The following is a 17,353-nucleotide window of genomic DNA, read 5'->3' on the forward strand; positions in this document are numbered from 1 at the left end:
CGTCGCGCCCGTGCCGAATTCGCCCATCCGCCGATGGGTACTCTGGTCATCATGACGACCAGCAATAGCGCGCAGCTTCGTTCCGGGATCGATTTCGACTCACTCGACGAAGGGGTTCGACCGCAGGATGACCTCTTCCGTCACGTCAACGGAAAGTGGCGTGCCGAGACCGAGATTCCCGCCGATAAGGCCTCGTTCGGTTCGTTCCACATCCTCCACGACGAGGCGGAGGTCGCGGTTCGCGAGATCCTCGAGGGCAGCGCGGCTGCGCCAGAAGACTCGGGTCTGCGCAAGGCCGCGGATGCATACGCGGCGTTCATGAACGAGGAACTGCTCGCTCGACTCGGCGCCGACCCGATCTCGCAGGACATCATGCAGGCGCTCGTCGTCTCCTCGATCGACGAGTTCCTCTGGCTGCTCGGTCGCAACGAGCGCAAGGGCGTCGGCGGGTTCTTCGGCCAGTATGTGATCGGCGACCTCGGCGACCCGACCACGAACGCGCTGTACTTTGGCCAGTCCGGCCTCGGCCTTCCCGACGAGTCCTACTACCGCGAGGAACAGTACGCGCAGATTCGCGAGGCCTACCTCGCCCACATCGAGCGGATGTTCGTGCTCACCGACGTGCCCCGCCCCGGCGAGCGCGCGAAGAACGTGTTCGACCTCGAGACGGCCATCGCATCCCACCACTGGGACGTCGTGAAGACCCGCGAAGCCGACCTTACCTACAACCCGACCACACTCGACGAGTTCCTCGGACGGTTCAGCGGGCAAGACATTAAGGGGTGGATGCAGGAGCTACAGGCTCCCGAGGGCACCTTCAACAATTTCGTGCTGAGCGAGCCGAGCTACGCCGACGGTCTCGCGACGCTGCTCGTCGAGGAACGACTTGAGCAGTGGCGCGATTGGCTCGTGTGGCGCATCGTGCTCGCGCACGCGGCGATTCTGAGCCCCGAGATCTCGGCGGCGAATTTCGAATTCTTCGGCACGACGCTGCAGGGCGTCCCAGAGCAGCGCGACCGCTGGAAGCGCGGCGTCGGCCACGCCGAGTCGCTCCTCGGCGAAGCGATCGGTGAGGAGTACGTCGCGCGCCACTTCAAGCCGAGCGCCAAGGAGAAGATGGATGACCTCGTCGCGGGGCTGCTCGACGCCTACCGAGACTCCATCCAGAACCTCGATTGGATGAGCCCCGAGACGCGGGAGCGTGCGCTCGAGAAGCTCGGCAAGTTCACGCCGAAGATCGGCTACCCCTCGAAGTGGCGCGACTACACGGATCTGCACGTCTCGCCGAACGATCTCGTCGGTAACGTCCGCCGCGCGGCCGTCTTCGAATCGGACTGGGAGTATTCCAAGGTCGGCAAACCCGTCGACCGCGAGCTCTGGCTCATGACACCGCAGACCGTGAACGCCTATTACCTGCCGACGCAGAACGAGATCGTGTTTCCCGCGGCCATCCTGCAGTTCCCCTTCTTCGACGAGGACCGCGATGCCGCCGCCAACTACGGCGCGATCGGGGCCGTCATCGGCCACGAGATCGGCCACGGCTTCGACGATCAGGGCTCGAAGTACGACGGCGACGGCAAGCTCGAGAACTGGTGGACGGATGCGGACCGCGAGGCTTTCGAGAAGCACACGGCATCGCTGATCGGCCAGTACGCGGAGCTCTCGCCTGAGGGCGTCGACGGTGAGAAGGTCAACGGCGAGCTCACGATCGGTGAGAACATCGGCGACCTCGGCGGGCTTGGCATCGCCTGGAAGGCGTACCAGAGCCACCTCGGCGGCGAAGAAGCACCGATTATCGACGGCCTCACCGGCGCCGAGCGATTCTTCCTTTCCTGGGCACAGGCCTGGCGCGAGAAGCGTCGCCCCGAGTACATGAAGATGCTGCTCGCGGTCGACCCGCACTCGCCGGCCGAGTTCCGCTGCAATCAGATCGTGAGCAACCTCGACCCGTTCTATGAAACCTTTGGCGTGACGAAGGACGACGGGCTGTGGCTCGATCAATCGGAGCGCGTCGCAATCTGGTAACGGCGTTCACGAAACCGTGACGAACGTGCGACTACGCTTGATTTTTGGAATTGCTGCACGTCAAGGACACCGACTCGGTGGGTTGCATGCAGCACATGGACTGAAGGGAACAGGATGAAGACCTCGAGCAAGCTCTCCCTCGTTGTTGGCCTCGCCGCTGGATACGTGCTCGGTGCGCGTGCGGGCCGTGACCGTTATGACCAGATTGCGAAGGCGACGCAGTCCGTCTGGAACTCGGGACCCGTGCAGAAGCAGGTGCAGAACGTTCAGGGCCTCACGAGCAAGTACGTGCCGAAGGCCGTCGAGTCTTCGTTCCGCGGTGCTGGCAAGGTTGCCTCGGGGCTGGTCGACAAGGTGATCGGCAACGGCGTGAAGTCCAAGAAGAGCACGCCCGAGGCGCCCACGGGGACGGTTCCCAACCCCGCCAAGTCCTAGCACGGCCCACCTCCACAGCGATCGAAAGGCAGTAGCGCAATGAGCGACTACGACAAGTCTTCTCAAGAGCCCGTGCGCGGGCCGTTCCCCAACGCCGAGGCCCCCGCCAAACTGGGACGATTCAATCCCAAGTCCCGGCGATCCGTCGGCAAGCTCGCTGGCAGCCTTCCCGGGCTCGCCGCAAAGCTCGCCAAGGATGAGATCGAGCATGCCAAGATCGAACTGACGGCCAAGGCAAAGTTCGGTGGCATCGGCGCGGGTCTGTTCGCCGTCGTCGCGTTCTTCGCGCTGACGCTGTGGGCTGTCCTCATCACGGCCGCCATCCTCGGGCTGAACACCGTTTTTGCGCCGTGGCTGTCCGCGCTGATCGTTGCCGGTGTCCTGCTGGTCATCATGATCATCGCCGCGCTCGTCGCAATCTCGCTGTTCAAGAAGATGAAGGGCGTCATGCCCGAAGAAACCGTTGCCTCCATCAAGCAGGACGTCAACGCAGTTAAGGGAGTTGGCAAGTATGAGTAACGACAACCCGGCGCCGAAGCGCAGCTCCGGCGAACTCCGCCGCGACATTGAGCACACCCGTCGCGAGCTCGCCGAAACCCTCGACGCGCTCGAGTACAAGCTCGACGTGCCGGCACGGTTCGGCGAGTGGCTGGATGAGCGCAAGACGCAGCTGCGCAAGGCCACGGACGAGTCTCCCGCAACCGTCATCGGTGTCGCCGCCAGCGCCGTGGTGCTCATCGGCGGCATCATTGCGGGAGTCGTCGGACTCGCGCGCCGCGGCCGCTAGCTACTCTCCCCATCCTCCAGCTGCACAAGGAACCAACCGCAATGTCTGAGCCCACAGATTTCACCGAGCGCGCTGCGCTGTACTCGCTGTTCCTCGTTTTCGCCGAGACCGAGCTCATCGAGTCGCGAGCATCTGCAAATGAGGCGATTCGGCTGACGAACGAGCTCGAGACGGTCTTTAGCGAACTCGCGGAGAGCCACGTGCGCGTGCGCGGCGCGTACGACCTCACCGGGTTCGACACGAGCGCCTCGGTCATGATCTGGCTGACCTCGGAGACCGTGGATGACCTTCAGTGGGCGAAGCGTCAGCTGCACCGCACGCAGCTGCTTGGCGACACGCTCGTCATCGAATCGGTGCTGGCACTCGGAGTAAGCGAGATCGAGGAAGACCCCCGTACCTGGGTCAGCCTCGCCCCGGTTTCCCCGGGATCGGTCGACGCTGATTCTGAGGAAGAGATCTTCGGCGAAGACGAGCTGGACGACCCCGACGTCGATAATCTCGACCCGGAGTTTGCCGGTGACCTCGAGAGCGAAGTGCTGGCGGCCCGCGAGCTCGTTTCGGAAGGCATCGATGCGGCAGTGACGCCGCGCTCCGAAGGCCGCCACGCGCTCGGCGGCTCGCGCTCGGAAGACGAAGAAGAGGTCGAAGAGGAGGGTGGCCTCGAGGGTGACACGACAAGTCTGCACGCGCAGCTTGGGGTCGGCCCGATTCGCCTCTACGCCGCGGTCGAAACCGACGACCCCAGCGAACTTATTGGGCCCTCGCTCGGCCTGCTCGAAAGCGGCCTGATGACGGTCGCGACCCCTCGTACAGGGCGGATTGTGACACCCGCTGAACTGTACGAAATTCTTCGATAGCGTAGAGGCGGAGTAATCGCCTCGACTCTTTAGAGTCACTGAAACGGACGGCAAGTATGACGACAGGCCAGCCTCTCAAGGGCTGGAAGGTTCTGGTGCCGCGCGGCGGAACATTCGGTAACGATGCTGCCGAAGCAGTTCGCGCGCGGGGAGCTTTCCCCATCATTGCGCCGCTGATTAACTTTGCGAGCCCAGCGCCCGAAGACGCCGAGCTGCTTGCGGACGCGCTCGTTCGGCTCCAAGCGGGCGCATATGACTGGCTCGCGGTCACGAGCGCGACGACGGTCGACGTCATGCACTCAATGAACGTGCGCATACCCGAAGGAACGCTGATCGCGGCCGCGGGGGAGACCACCGCATCGTCGCTCGTCGCGAGCGGCTACCGGGTCGATTTCGTCCCAACCCACGACAACTCCGCAAAGGGGCTGCTCGTCGAGTGGCCCGAGATTCAGCGACGGATGCCGAAGGTGCGGGTGCTGTGGCTGCACTCGGCGGCATCCAAGCCGGCGCTGGAGCGTGGGATGAGTCGGCGCGGCCACCAGGTCGACTCTCTGGTCGCGTATCGCTCGGTCGGAGTGCCTGCCGCGGAGTCCATCCAGCACGACATCTCGCATTCGCGCATCCGCGCAATTCTCGTGACGAGCGGCTCGGTCGCGGAGCAGCTCATCAAGCAGTTTGAGCGCATCCCGGACGACATCGCGCTCGGCGCGATCGGCCCGCGCACCGCGAAGGATGCGCGCGCGCTCGGTCTGCGGATCGATGTCGTTGCGCGGCACCGTTCGGTGGGCTCGCTGCTCGACGGCCTTGCGTGGGTCGCGGCGGGAGAGGTTATGCCGGAGACAGCGATGATCGACCTGCGCTCGATTGCGGCGTGGGACGACGACGCCGTGATCAGCAAACAGGACGTGCCCGCATCCGATGAGGCACGACCCGACACAGGGCCGATGGACCTCAGCTAGGGGGACGTTTGCGGCGAGTGGCACGCAATACTTCGAGGTCCGCTCGCTAGGCTCGGCTCATGGCAACTCCTTTCACCCCCGATGAAACGAACGAGCCACGCTCAGTTGATTCCCGGGGACGTCGCGGTGACGAAGAGTTTCACCGCGGAGATATTGAGCAGGTACGGGCACGGCGCGTCGAGCGCGCCGACCTCGTGCGCGAAATTCTCGAGAAGAAGCAGGCCGATGACGATCCGGTGAGCATCCACAACCGGGAGGATGCGATCTTCATCCCGGTCGCATCCCCGCAACCGGATGACAACGAAACCGGCGAAGTCGGGCATCGTGCTCAGGCCGGGAGCGCCCAGAAACCGCTGCGACCGCAAATCATCCAAGCAGATGCCCCGCTGCCGCCGGAGAGGGGCGGCACCGGCCGCACCGAACCGCGTTACGACCACGTGGCACCGAGCGTGCCAGCCGACCAGGCCATCCCGGCCACGCTGCAGACGCTCGCTGAGTGGCGCACGATCGACCGAAACGAGCACGACGCCGTTCTCGCGGCGCAAGACTCCGCGACGAACGACCGACAACGCGACAAGCTTGACCCCGCGAACGACTTTCTTCGGGCGCTTCGCTCGGAGGGGGGTGCCGAGTTTCTTCGTCGCCTCGTTGACGATGTGATTCGGCCGGACGACCTGATCGCCTCCGGCTTTGCCCTGAACGACTTGCGCGACGAGATTCCCGCGACCCTCACCCGGCGCACCCGAAGGCTCTTCAAACTTGGTGCGTTTGCCGGGGCGGGAATCCCGTTCGTCGCGGTACCTGCCATCCGTCGCGGCGCGCTTGCGTTCTTCGGCAATGCGATCACCCGCGAGTCGGCACTCGACGAGGCGGTCCGTGCCATCGCCGAGCGCGATGGCTCCGTGCGCGTCGTTCCGTTGAGCGACGCGATCCTGGGCGATGCTGCCGAGGATGCGTACCTCGCCCGGGTACGGGCGCTGATCGCCAACCCGAACGTGAGCGAGATTGAAATCGGTTGGCGGGAGCTGCAGCCGCACGACGGTTCGTGGGACTTCGAGGGTACGGCCGATCGTGCCTCGGTGCGGTTCGGCACACTCGTGCGGGAGGCCGCGGAGCACCAGACCGCACTACTGCTGCGTGCCGAGAGTTCGCGCGACCTCGAGCTCGTAATCGAAACGGTGATTCGAACGATGGACTTCGAGGGCCTCGAGAGGTCCGACTTCGGCGTCCGAGTGCCCGTGGACTTCCCCGACTCCAGCACGCTCCTGCGCCGGCTCGCAGGGCGCGCACACCTGCGCCGTGAAGACGGCGGTGTCGCCACGCGCGTGTCGCTCTTTCGGCTCTCCGACCGCGCCATGGAGCGGGCGGATGCGGTCATGCATGGTTGGAAGGTCGCGAGCTACGTCGAGGACGCGGAGGTGGATGCGAACATGTTTCGCATCATCGACGCGATTCTCGCGCCCGAGAACCGCGGTGTGATCGAGCTCGAAGTCTCTGGCGAGGTGCGGATGGACGCGGTATTTGCCGCCCACCTCGCTCGTTTACGCGGGAACTTCGCGATGCTCGGGGTCGTGACCGACCAGGCCGAGAGCGACGTGTCGCGCTCCCGGTTCCTCCAGTTGGGCACGCGTGTGCGCACTCGAGTCCCTTTGGTTGCAGATGATTCGCTGCGACCCGCTGGCCGCTACCTGTGGTCGCTGGTCACCCGGGCCGAGCGCGACCTCGACCTAATCGATTCGGCGCAGGTCAGCTTCGACGGGGTCCACTCCGAGGACGAGCGGGTGCTGCAGGCGACGGCACGGATGCATCAGGTGCACGCGGGGCCGGTCCGGAACCAGACGCGCATCGCGCCGGAGGAGGCTCCCGGGATCACTGCATCCATTGCCCTTGAGCTGTTCCCACCCGGGCTCCTCGGCGAGGAACCGAGCACGGAGGATCAGGCCGTCGTCGCGACGCGGCCGACACCAATCCTGGGCGAGGGCCCGACCTCGAACGCGGCCGAAACCACCATCCTCGGCGACCGTCGCGGTAAGCGCGAGGATGCGGTCCCCGACGAAGCTGGCGATCTCGCGGACTCGCGCGAGATCGCCGAAAACGACTTTGAGGCGGACCCCTCGATGAACCCGGCGGAGACGGGTGCGGCACCGAACCTCACCGAGGTCGTCCTCGGGTTGCGTCGCGGCCGACTGTTGCGGAATACGTTCCGCAACGATCCGTCATCCGACCCCACGGTGAGCGCCACGCGCGAGTGGTCAGACCGCGTGCAGCGGCGCGCGGCGCACTCTGATCTCGGGCGTGACGAGGCGGCGAGCCACGAGCTGAAGTCGGCGGAAGAAATCGATGAGGTGCTGAGTCGCGCACAGGCGGCGGGCGAGTCCTGGAGCCAGACGAGTGGCTGGGAACGTGCGGCGCGGCTCGAGCAGGTCGCGAAAGCGATCGACGCGAACCGTGCGCGGCTGATCGAAGTCGCGATGAATGAAACCTCGCTCAACTTCGCGGAGGTCGACGAGGACGTCAACCGAACGATCGACCTCGCAAACTACGACGCGCATCTCGCGCGACAGCTCGACCGGATGCAGGGCGCTCGGTTCGACCCGGTAAGGGTCTCGCTGGCGGTTCCGGGCTGGGTGCCGCCGGTGTCGAGCACCGCGGCGACGATCTTCGGCGTGCTGGCTGCGGGCAGCGCGGTCGTCTTGAAGACCTCGTCGCACACTGCGCGCACGGCAGCCGTGCTCGCTCGAGTGCTGTGGTCGACCGACCTGCCCGCCGATCTCGTCCAGGTCGTCTCGGCCGATCACGGGATGATGGCGGAGGACCAGTTTGGCCGCGAGCTCATCGTCGACCCGCGCGTCGAGCGCGTCTTGATGCAGGGCTCCTACGTCACCGCGAACCGCTTCCTCGAGTGGCGACCAGACCTCCCGCTCCAGGGCTCGGTCGGCGGCAAGTCGACCGTCGTCGTGACCGGTGCCGCCGACTATGACCAGGCTGCCGCGGACATCGCACGTTCGGTGGTGGCCGCGACAGGACAGTTGCCGCTGCGCCCATCCACGCTCATCCTGGTCGGTGCTGCCGCTCGCTCGGAGCGGTTCCTCAAGCAGCTTGCCGATGCGGTCACCTCGACGCGCGTGGGTTATACCTCTGACCCTTCCGTAGAAGCCGGGCCGCTCATGAAGCGCGCCACGGGCAAGGCCCTCGCGATGCTCACGGAACTCGGCGAGGACGAGAAGTGGCTCGTGCAGCCGCGGAGCCTCGACGACACCGGACGCCTCTGGACCCCGGGCATCCGCACCGGGGTATCTTCCGAATCGAGCGCGTTGCTCAACGACGCGCCGGTGCCGGTGATCAATGTCGTGACCGCGCGGAATCTCGACGATGCGATCAGCATCCAGAACCGCTACGACTACGGGCTTGGTGCCGGGCTCTACTCGCTCGACCGCTCGGAGATTGCGCAGTGGGTTCAGGGCGTCGAGGCGGGAAACCTCTACGTGAACCGCGACGTGCTCGGCAACAAGGTGCAGCGCCAGCCCTCCGGCGGCTGGAAAGAGTCGATGATCGGCACGAAGCTCAAGTCGGGCGGACCGAACACGATCATGTTCCTAGGGCGGTGGCGCGCCGACGACCATGAGCAGTCGCACACCCTCCACCTGCGCGGCCTCGACGAGCCGGTCGCGCGGCTCATCGAGGCGCTGCAGCCGGGGATGTCTTTTGACGAGTTCGAGCGCGTGCGCCGCACGGCGCTCAGCTGCCAGATCGCGTGGAACGAGGAGTTCGGCGAGGTCGTGGATGCGACGAACCTCCCCGTCGAGCGAAACCTTTTCCGCTACCGGCCGGCGCCCTGCGTCATTCGCTTCTCGGAAGACGGCACCGCGGATGAGCTCGGCCATGTGCTCGTGGCGGCCACGGTCGCACGGGCCAAGATTCTCCTGTCCACCGCGTGGGCGCTCCCGCCGACGCTCTCCGCCGAGCTCGAACTGCGAGGCGCCCAGGTGCTCATCGAATCGAACGAGGACTTCGTGTCGCGGCTCTCGACCGAGGGCCTGCGGGCGGCGCCACGGCTGCGGCTCATCGGCGGCTCTCGCAGCGAAGTGTGCCGGGCGCTCGAGAACGGCGTCGACATTGCCGTGTTCTCCGACGATGTCACCCTTGCGGGACGAGTCGAGATGCTACCGTTCCTGCGCGAACAGTCGATTTCGATTCGCGCGCACCGCCACGGCCGTCCGGATGCGCGGATGCAGGGGCTGTTCCCGCACGAAACCGTGCGTGACCCGGATGCCAGCCTCCTTGGGCGAGTCTGACGGTAGGGTTACCCCATGAACGCTTCTGTATCGCCGCGCGTAAAAGATGAGATTGCCAAGGTCAAAGACCACAGCGCAAACAACTACGCGCCGCTCGAACTCGTCATCGAATCAGCCGAGGGTGCTTGGATCACCGACGTCGACGGCAAGCGATACCTCGACTGCCTCTCGGCGTACAGCGCCACCACGTTCGGTCACGCCTACCCGAAGTTCATCGAAGTGTTGCGCGAGCAGACCTCGAAGATCTCCATCGCATCCCGTGCGGTCTACGTCGAGGGATTCGGCGACTTCGCCGAGGCACTCGCGAAGCTCGCGGGCAAGGACATGATCCTCGCGATGAACACGGGCGCCGAGGCGAACGAGACCGCGATCAAGATCGCGCGCAAGTGGGGCTACCGCGTCAAGGGCGTGGCCGAAGACAAGGCCAAGATCATCGGCATGGAAGGGAACTTCCACGGCCGCACGACGACCATGATTTCGCTGAGCGACGACCCGATCGCGCGCAAGGACTACGGTCCGTTTACGCCGGGCTTCGAGCTTGTACCGTTCAACGACGCCGAGGCCGTCCGCGGCGCGATCGATGAGAACACGGTCGCGGTCATCGTCGAGCCCATTCAGGGCGAGGCTGGCGTCGCGGTGCCGGACGAGGGCTACCTCGCGAAGGTACGCGAGATTACGCAGGAGCACAATGTCCTCCTCATCGTCGACGAGGTGCAGACAGGCCTCGGCCGCACCGGCACGACCTTCCGGTTCGAGGCAGACGGCATTGAGCCTGACCTGATCACCGTCGCGAAGGCGCTCGGCGGCGGCATCCTGCCAGTGTCTGCCGTCATCGGCAACAAGGATGTGCTCGGCGTGCTCGAGCCCGGCACGCACGGCTCGACCTTCGGCGGCAACCCGCTCGCGGCAGCGATCGGCAAGGCAGTCGTCGATGAGCTTGCGACCGGCAAGTGGCAGCAGCACAGCCAGGAGCTCCACCCGGCGCTCTTCGAGCCGATCCGGGCGTTGCTCGGTCGTGGCGTCACCGACGTGCGCGGCGCCGGCCTGTGGGCGGGGCTCGACATCGATCCGAAGATTGGCACCGCGCATGACGTCTGTGAAGACATGCTCGAGAAGGGCATCCTCGCGAAGGACACGCGTGCGAAGACCATTCGACTCGCGCCGCCGTTCATCGTGACCCGCGAGGAAGTCGACTTCATTACCCGCACGTTTACTGAGGTGATCGACGCCCGCTGGCAGGCGGCGCAGTAGTAATGCCGGTCTCATCGCGCTTTTATACGCCCGGAATGGACACCTCGAACGACGGTTTCGAGGTCGATTACGTCGAGCACCTCGTGCGCATCGAGGGCGTTGACGTGCACCTGTACGAGTGGGCCGGGGGCCGGTCACCCAAGGGTGTCGTGCACGTCACGCACGGCGCGGGCGACCACGCCCGCCGCTACCAGCGCCTTGCGGGCGACCTCAACGCGGCCGGATACGCCGTGGTTGCGCACGATCTGCTCGGCCACGGTCGAACTGGCGTCGGAAGCTGGGGGCTCAGCAACCTCGGCCCGGGCGGCATGCCCGCGGCTCGTCGCGCAATGCGCGAGACCGTTCGCTGGGCGCGAGGGAAGTACCCGGGCATCCCGCTCATCGAAGCTGGCCACTCCTGGGGGTCGCTCCTCGGGCAGCAGCTCTTTTTCAACGAGCAGGATGTGTTCGACGCCATCGTCTGGACGGGCACGACGCTCGCCCTCCCGGGCTTCGTGAACGTCGGCAACTTCAACGAGAAGTGGTCGGGCGACGGGCACGGGATGAGCTGGCTCACGCGCGACACCGTCGAGGTGCAGAAGATGATCGACGACCCGTACGGGTTCGACATCGCCGACTCCTCCGTCTGGACGCCCGTGGGCGCGTTGCAGCTCCTGACCGCTCCACCCGCACCCCGTGCCGGGCGCGAGGCGCGTGTGCCCATCCTCGTGATGGCGGGCACCGACGACGCGATCGGCTATGGCGCACGCGGCCCGAAGGCGCTCACCTCGAGCCTGCGGAACGTGACGCGGATGCAGGATGTGCAGCTGCTGATCTATCCGGATGCGCGGCACGAGGTTTATAACGAGATTAATCGCGACGAGGTGACCGACCGGCTGACCAATTGGTTGCGCTGGCACTTCGAGTCACCCGCCGCGTAACGAATTCACTAGCGCGCCGCGCGTTCGCGTCTGGCGCCCACGAGGAAGGCAGACATGCAGGACAAGCGCGATTTGCACGGCGAGTACAAGGTTCCCGGCGGCAAGCTCGTCGTGGTCGATTTCGACGTGACCGCGGGCAGGCTTGAGAACGTTCGGTTGGCTGGCGACTTCTTCCTCGAACCCGACGAGGCGCTGGGCGCGTTGAACTCGGGCCTTGAAGGCCTTTCGGCCGAGGCAACGGGCGAGGACATCACCAGGGCGGCACGCGAGGCGCTGCCACAGGATGCGCAGCTGCTCGGCTTTTCGCCCGAGTCCGTCGCCGTCGTGGTGCGTCGCGCCCTGACCGGCGCGCGAAATTGGCGTGACTACGACTGGAAGATCCTGCATCCCGGCCCCCTCGCGCCCCGCGTGCACGTGGCGCTCGACCAGGTGCTCACCGAAGAGGTGGGCGCAGGGCGTCGGGGGCCGACGCTGCGGATCTGGGAGTGGAACGAGGATGCCGCGGTCATCGGTTCGTTCCAGTCGGTCAAGAACGAGATTGACATGGAGGCCGCCGAGGCCGAGGGCGTGCAGGTGGTGCGCCGCATCTCGGGCGGCGGCGCGATGTTCATGGAAGCGGAATCGGTCGTCACCTATTCGCTTTATGTTCCCGCCGAGCTCGTCGCGGGGATGAGTTTCGCCGAGTCGTACGCGTATCTCGACGAGTGGGTGCTCGAGGCACTTGGCGCGCTCGGGATCGAGGCGACCTATGAGCCTCTCAACGACATCGCCTCGCCAAGCGGCAAGATCGGTGGCGCCGCGCAGAAGCGCCTCGGCTCGGGCGCCGTGCTGCACCACGCGACGCTGTCGTACGACATCGACGCGGATCGAATGGTGCGCGTGCTGCGCATCGGTCGCGAGAAGATGAGCGACAAGGGCACGAAGTCGGCGAAGAAACGCGTTTCGCCGCTGAAGTCGCAGACTGGACTGTCGCGCGCCGAGATCATCGCAAGCCTCAAGAGCACCTTCGTCTCGCGCCACGGCGGCACCGCGGACGAGATTACGGATGCGGAGATGGCGCGGGCCCGCGAACTGGCCGAGAGCAAGTTCGCGAGCCGCGACTGGACGTATCGAGTGCCGTAGGCGGGCTCGATGCGGTTCGGTGTTTGCGGTTAGCTGACTGCTGTTTGCCGACCGCTGTTAGTTGTCGGCCGTGACCTCACCGGTTACGGCGTCAACGAGTAGGTCATCGGCCGCGTCGTCGGTGTAGTCGATCTTCCACACGACGGCACCGTCCTCGGTGTCTAGCTCGACCTCTTCGATCGTGCCTTCTTGGTGGGCCAACGCTGCCTTGATGGCGGCCACCATGTCGAGCTCGGCCGTTTCAATCTCGCGGAGATCCTCGTCATCGAGCTCTCGCTGCTCGGTGTCGTCAAGCCGCGGTGAGCCATCGGGCAGGACGTCGTACTCGTACACGGTGGCGTTATAGGCGACATCGATGTTAAAGACCTCGTCGTTATCGTCGTCGTCATCCTCGCGCTCGAGGTCGAACGCGAACACATCCTCGTCGGAGACACCCTTATGTACCGAGATCACCGAGGAAATCGCGTCCGTGTATTCGGCCGCGCGCACCGTGGCTTCGTCGGTGGCTTCGATCGGATAATCACCGGTCTCTGATTCCGTCGCCCTCGCGTCGGCGGATTGCGGTGGTGTTTCGGAGGGAACGGCGCCGGTCGGTTCGCCAGTAGCCTGTGCGTCGTTTGCCGAGCCCGCGCAGCCAACCAGGCCGAGCAGTACGGCCGAGGATGCGAGGGTAACCAATGCTGTTCGTACGTTGCTGTTCATGCTCCCACCCTACGAACACCGGATGAGACAGCAATGAGGCCGAAGCCATCCTGCATGAGAGCTCGATGAGCGCCCGCGGTGGCTTCGGCCGTGGAATCTACGCCCGCTCCTCGGTGAGGTGCTGGTAATCCGGGTGGTTCTGCAGCCAGGCACGAACGTAAGAGCAATCGGGGATGACAGCCTGGTTACTCGTGCGCTCGAAGTCGTCGAGCGCATAGCGGATGAGCCGCGACGCGACACCCTCACCCTGGTGCGCCTGGTCGACGACCGTGTGGTTGAAGTGCACGCCGTCTGCGGCCGGGCGATAGGCTGCGAATCCAACGATGTCACCGTCGTAGTTTGCGACGTACCGGTTGTGGCCTGGATCGTGCGAGAACGAGTATTCGGCCTTCTGCGTCTCGGTCTCGGGGGTTTCGGATGCTGTGGTTTCAGTCATGAAGCCACGGTATGAAGCAATCCCGAGCTTTTGCCGAACGGGGTTGGCCTTGCCACGTGAACCGAAGTCGGAAGCCTTATACGAATGGGGTTCTGTCGTCTCTTGGAAGATGAGAGGTCGGGAATTCGCCGCCGAGGGCAGCACTCACGGCCGCAGCCAACATGTCACGCCGAGCCTGACCTCTGGATTCTGCCTGTCCCTCTCCGTCAGTGATCACCATGACAGTCAGCCCGTCAGATACCGCGACGAGATGCGCCGCCGTCATTTCTGCCGTCGCGGATAATCTAAACTCACCGACAGCCTCGCCGTCCGCGATGAGTTCAGTGAATACTCGGTTCCATGCGTCATTAATTCGCTCAACTGCAGCTCGGTACCTGTCGGAGCTAACCGCGTGTGCGATGAGGTCGATCCAAATCGTTGACCGCCGCCAGGCACGGTTGAACGCAATTTCATCAATCATGCGAGACATCCGCTCGCGCGCGCTCCCAGGTGCGTCCCTCAGGTTCTGCAGTCGGTCCGTGACCTTGAGCAGATGATGCTCAAATGCGGTCCCGATCAATTCATCACGCGTTCCAAAGTGGTGCTGCAATCGCCCGACCGAGACATCCGCTTCCTGCGCGATTTCTCGCACTGTGATGAGCTGTGAATTCTTAGTTGTCGCGAGCCGCAGAACTGCTTCCAGAATGGGTACGAGGTCGTCAGGGTCGATCGGTGGACGCCCGCGTTTAGTGCCGCCTTTCGTCATCAGATTCACCGCTCTCTGGATTGGATAATCTCTCGTGCCGTTGCGAGCCCACGCTCAATGGCCCCGTCGACGAAGCCAGGCCACAGGTTCGCATTGTCACTTGAGGCGAACCTGATGGGGCCCGCGGTCGCCTGAGCTCCGGTGAGGTGCTTGAGTCGCCCAGGGCGCAGTAGCTGCCAAGTGGTTCTCGAGTCTTCGTCAGCCATCCAATCGTGAGTGGTGACGCCAGTCACTTCGAGGTCTGGTCGCCAACGCGCGAGCATGGCCCTCGCGTCATCGAGAGAAGTCGCGTCAAACTGTGTGTGGTCGGCCCCGAATCCGACCAACACCGACTCGTATTCCCCGATGAACTCCGTTTTGACCATGATGATCGGATGTTCGGCGCTCGCGTATGCACTGAACGGCGCGACTTTTCCTCGCACACTGATCCAGAGCTTGAACCCATTGTTACCAAGGGCATCGCTCCCGAGTGACTGGACGTCCGCGGGTAGGTCTGGAGTGAACTTAATTTGATCGAGTGCGGCGAACGGAACGGTCACGATCACTGCGCTGGCTTCAACTATTCGGCCTTCGGCAGACTCGACCTCGACGGCATCACTACCCACCGAAGTGATCCTGGTTGCGCGGGTGTTGAGTTCAACAGGAGCCCGGAGGTCGCGTTCGAAATTGCCAATGAAGGACGTCATGCCGCCGGTCACCCGGTATGAGGACGAGGCCTCGTGGAGTGTCTGCCAGCCCCCGCCCGTCGCCGCCGACCAGCGGAGCCCGGCGGTAAGCGCGACGTCCTCGAGCTTGCCGTTAATGTGACTCGCCCAGATTGCCTGACTCGCGAGCCAGGGCCCTTGTTCTTCCGGAGAGAGTGACTCGGCAAGCTCATCGAAGCGGTCTCGGATGGTCATGTTGTCGGCATCGCTGAACACGACCGAGCGCGTATTGGCGCTGGGGGAGTCAGGCCTTGGAAACACGTCGCGGGAGTCATGTACAACACCTGCTTGAGCCGGCCCGATGCTTGCGCTAAATTCTGCTGCCTCAGAAACGTGAACTTGGTCGTCTTGGTCAAGCCAGTACACTGTCTCGGCCTTGGGCGAGGGATCGATCGTAATCCCGTACCGCGAGAGCTCGGCCCAGGTGTGCGGCTGAGACCAGTGCACCCAGGTACCGCCGATTTCGAGATCGTGACCGAGACGGTGATCCGTCCAGACCCGGCCACCGACACGATCGCGTGACTCCCACACGATTACGTCCAGCCCGGCACGTTCCAATTCTCGGGCAGCAGTAAGGCCTGCAAAACCCGCTCCGACAACGACCACATCGGTCGACTTTTTCGCCATTGACACAGCGCCTTTCGGTCCATGAATCCACCGTCGCTACCACGTCAATGTGGTGACTGGTGCAATTTCCAATCTGTCTGTATTGTGAATGTACACGGAGCGCAACTCAAACGGCAATGGGGTCGGAAGTAAGCGAGAACACGGTCGTACCGATGTGTCATTCGGCCAGCTGGAACGATTCTTCGCTCGTGGGTGAGGCAATCCGTTAAATCCGCGCAAACAAGTTGTGTCATTGGGGACGCAGCAGAGTGTGCGCACTGCTGATTGGAGCAAATATGCAGCGTAGACGTATCGCCAATCGAATGTGGCTGGCGGGAGCAGCGGTGGCAGCCTTGCTGCTGTCCGGCTGTCAACAGGTTTCACAATCGGATCAAACAGAAGTCGATCTCGGCACGCCCGTAGCTGGTGAAGTCCCTGAGGGAGTTTTCGAGGGCACAACGCTGACCTTTGCTGGCTCCGGTGGCATTTTCCAGGACGGTCAGGCGGCCGCGGCATGGGATCCGTTTGCCGAGCAGACCGGAGCGACTTTCCTGCAAGATGCGTATGACCCGGGCAAGCTCAAGGCGATGGTCGACAGCGGCAACACGACATGGGATCTCGTCAACGCAACGCAGTTTGACACCGCTCAATATTGCGGCACGCTCTATGAGGAGCTCGACTACTCGCAGATCGATATCTCGAACGTGCCGGAAGGCACAATCACCGATGACTGCATGGTGCCGCAGATTCTGTACGGTCTCGTTCTCGTATACAACACCGACACTTTTGGAGACAACCCTCCGACGACTGCAGCTGACTTCTTCGACACGGAGAAGTTCCCCGGTCAGCGCACAGTGAGCGCGTCCCCATACGTGGACCCGCAGATGTTTGAGTTTGCGATGGTTGCGGATGATAAAGACACTTCGAGCGTCACCGCCGACGACATCGTCCCTGCGCTCGACAAGTACCGCGAGATTGAAGACTCGCTCATCACCTGGACGAGCGGCGCACAAGCTCAGCAGCAGCTTGAGTCAGGTGAAGCGGTGATGGGTCTGGTCTGGAGTGGTCGCGGCTACGGCGCCGCAAACGCCGGTGCTCCCGTAGCTGCCATGTGGGACGAGTGGATGGTCATGGTCGATTCGACGGCAATCCCGAAGGGTTCCCAGAATCTACAAGCTGCACATTCGGCGATTAATTATTACGGTGGCGCTGAGCAACAGACGAAGATGTCCGAGTTGACTTCGTATGGCCCGATTAACGTCAATGCCAAGCCCGATTTGAGCGGTGAACTTGGGAACTGGATGACTACTGATCACCTCGACACGGGGCACTATCCGAACGTTGATTTCTGGGTCGAGAACTATGACGCGTTACAGTCCGCGTGGTCAAGCTGGGTCACGACGGGTTAAGTAAATGACCGATCTCGCACAAGCGAATCCCCAAGAGGCGAAACCGCGAAAGCGGTTTCGCCTCGGCGGGGCCTGGGCTCTGCTCATCCCCGCATTCGTT

Annotated in this window: 15 protein-coding genes; 11 read left to right on the forward strand and 4 right to left on the reverse strand. The window is 64.0% G+C overall.

Translation table 11 applies throughout. From position 1 onward, the window contains the following. The first annotated feature begins 51 nt into the window (after positions 1–51). The 10 genes from GMOLON4_RS12695 to GMOLON4_RS12740 all read left to right on the forward strand — a co-directional run bounded on the left by GMOLON4_RS12695 (position 52) and on the right by GMOLON4_RS12740 (position 12,651). The gene (locus tag GMOLON4_RS12695) at positions 52–2,025 is read left to right on the forward strand and encodes a M13 family metallopeptidase (RefSeq protein WP_026936566.1); all 1,974 of its coding nucleotides are present in this window, start codon (positions 52–54) and stop codon (positions 2,023–2,025) included. 114 nt (positions 2,026–2,139) lie between these two features. Beyond that, a complete protein-coding gene (locus tag GMOLON4_RS12700) occupies positions 2,140–2,460 on the forward strand; it encodes a hypothetical protein (protein WP_035732470.1) in 321 nt (106 codons plus the stop codon). Between the two features lie 39 nt (positions 2,461–2,499). Continuing rightward, a complete protein-coding gene (locus GMOLON4_RS12705; RefSeq protein WP_084147437.1) occupies positions 2,500–2,979 on the forward strand; it encodes a phage holin family protein in 480 nt (159 codons plus the stop codon). Then, a complete protein-coding gene (locus GMOLON4_RS12710; RefSeq protein WP_026936568.1) occupies positions 2,972–3,247 on the forward strand; it encodes a DUF3618 domain-containing protein in 276 nt (91 codons plus the stop codon). The genes GMOLON4_RS12705 and GMOLON4_RS12710 overlap by 8 nt, the downstream gene beginning before the upstream one ends. A gap of 41 nt (positions 3,248–3,288) precedes the next feature. Next, positions 3,289–4,104 (forward strand): chlorite dismutase family protein, encoded by an 816-nt coding sequence (locus GMOLON4_RS12715; RefSeq protein ID WP_026936569.1) that lies wholly within the window; start codon positions 3,289–3,291, stop codon positions 4,102–4,104. Between the two features lie 56 nt (positions 4,105–4,160). Further along, positions 4,161–5,063: a uroporphyrinogen-III synthase gene (locus tag GMOLON4_RS12720; RefSeq protein WP_035732471.1), complete on the forward strand. Its 903-nt coding sequence runs from the start codon at positions 4,161–4,163 to the stop codon at positions 5,061–5,063. Between the two features lie 59 nt (positions 5,064–5,122). After that, complete coding sequence (locus GMOLON4_RS12725) at positions 5,123–9,358, forward strand: aldehyde dehydrogenase family protein (RefSeq protein WP_026936570.1); 4,236 nt, start codon at positions 5,123–5,125, stop codon at positions 9,356–9,358. A gap of 15 nt (positions 9,359–9,373) precedes the next feature. Next, a complete protein-coding gene (rocD, locus tag GMOLON4_RS12730) occupies positions 9,374–10,609 on the forward strand; it encodes an ornithine--oxo-acid transaminase (protein ID WP_026936571.1) in 1,236 nt (411 codons plus the stop codon). Positions 10,610–10,644: 35 nt separating this feature from the next. Beyond that, on the forward strand, positions 10,645–11,529 hold the full coding sequence (locus GMOLON4_RS12735; protein WP_169516494.1) for an alpha/beta hydrolase: 885 nt from the start codon (positions 10,645–10,647) through the stop codon (positions 11,527–11,529). A gap of 72 nt (positions 11,530–11,601) precedes the next feature. After that, positions 11,602–12,651 carry a lipoate--protein ligase family protein gene (locus tag GMOLON4_RS12740; RefSeq protein WP_026936572.1) on the forward strand — a complete coding sequence of 350 codons (1,050 nt, stop codon included), beginning with the start codon at positions 11,602–11,604 and terminating at the stop codon, positions 12,649–12,651. Between the two features lie 57 nt (positions 12,652–12,708). Here the strand turns inward: GMOLON4_RS12740 and GMOLON4_RS12745 are convergent, their stop codons facing one another. The 4 genes from GMOLON4_RS12745 to GMOLON4_RS12760 all read right to left on the reverse strand — a co-directional run bounded on the left by GMOLON4_RS12745 (position 12,709) and on the right by GMOLON4_RS12760 (position 15,865). Next, positions 12,709–13,353, reverse strand: coding sequence for a PepSY domain-containing protein (locus tag GMOLON4_RS12745; protein WP_084147438.1), 645 nt, complete (start codon positions 13,351–13,353; stop codon positions 12,709–12,711). Positions 13,354–13,450: 97 nt separating this feature from the next. Then, positions 13,451–13,789: a GNAT family N-acetyltransferase gene (locus GMOLON4_RS12750; protein ID WP_084147439.1), complete on the reverse strand. Its 339-nt coding sequence runs from the start codon at positions 13,787–13,789 to the stop codon at positions 13,451–13,453. Positions 13,790–13,865: 76 nt separating this feature from the next. Next, positions 13,866–14,534, reverse strand: a complete 669-nt coding sequence (locus GMOLON4_RS12755) for a TetR family transcriptional regulator C-terminal domain-containing protein (protein ID WP_026936574.1) — start codon at positions 14,532–14,534, stop codon at positions 13,866–13,868. 5 nt (positions 14,535–14,539) lie between these two features. Continuing rightward, positions 14,540–15,865: a flavin monoamine oxidase family protein gene (locus GMOLON4_RS12760; protein ID WP_026936575.1), complete on the reverse strand. Its 1,326-nt coding sequence runs from the start codon at positions 15,863–15,865 to the stop codon at positions 14,540–14,542. 275 nt (positions 15,866–16,140) lie between these two features. Here GMOLON4_RS12760 and GMOLON4_RS12765 point away from each other — a divergent pair, with 275 nt between their 5' ends. Continuing rightward, positions 16,141–17,253 (forward strand): extracellular solute-binding protein, encoded by a 1,113-nt coding sequence (locus GMOLON4_RS12765; protein ID WP_026936576.1) that lies wholly within the window; start codon positions 16,141–16,143, stop codon positions 17,251–17,253. The last annotated feature ends 100 nt before the right edge of the window (positions 17,254–17,353 follow it).

The sequence above is a fragment of the Gulosibacter molinativorax genome (assembly GCF_003010915.2).
GTDB lineage: Bacteria > Actinomycetota > Actinomycetes > Actinomycetales > Microbacteriaceae > Gulosibacter > Gulosibacter molinativorax.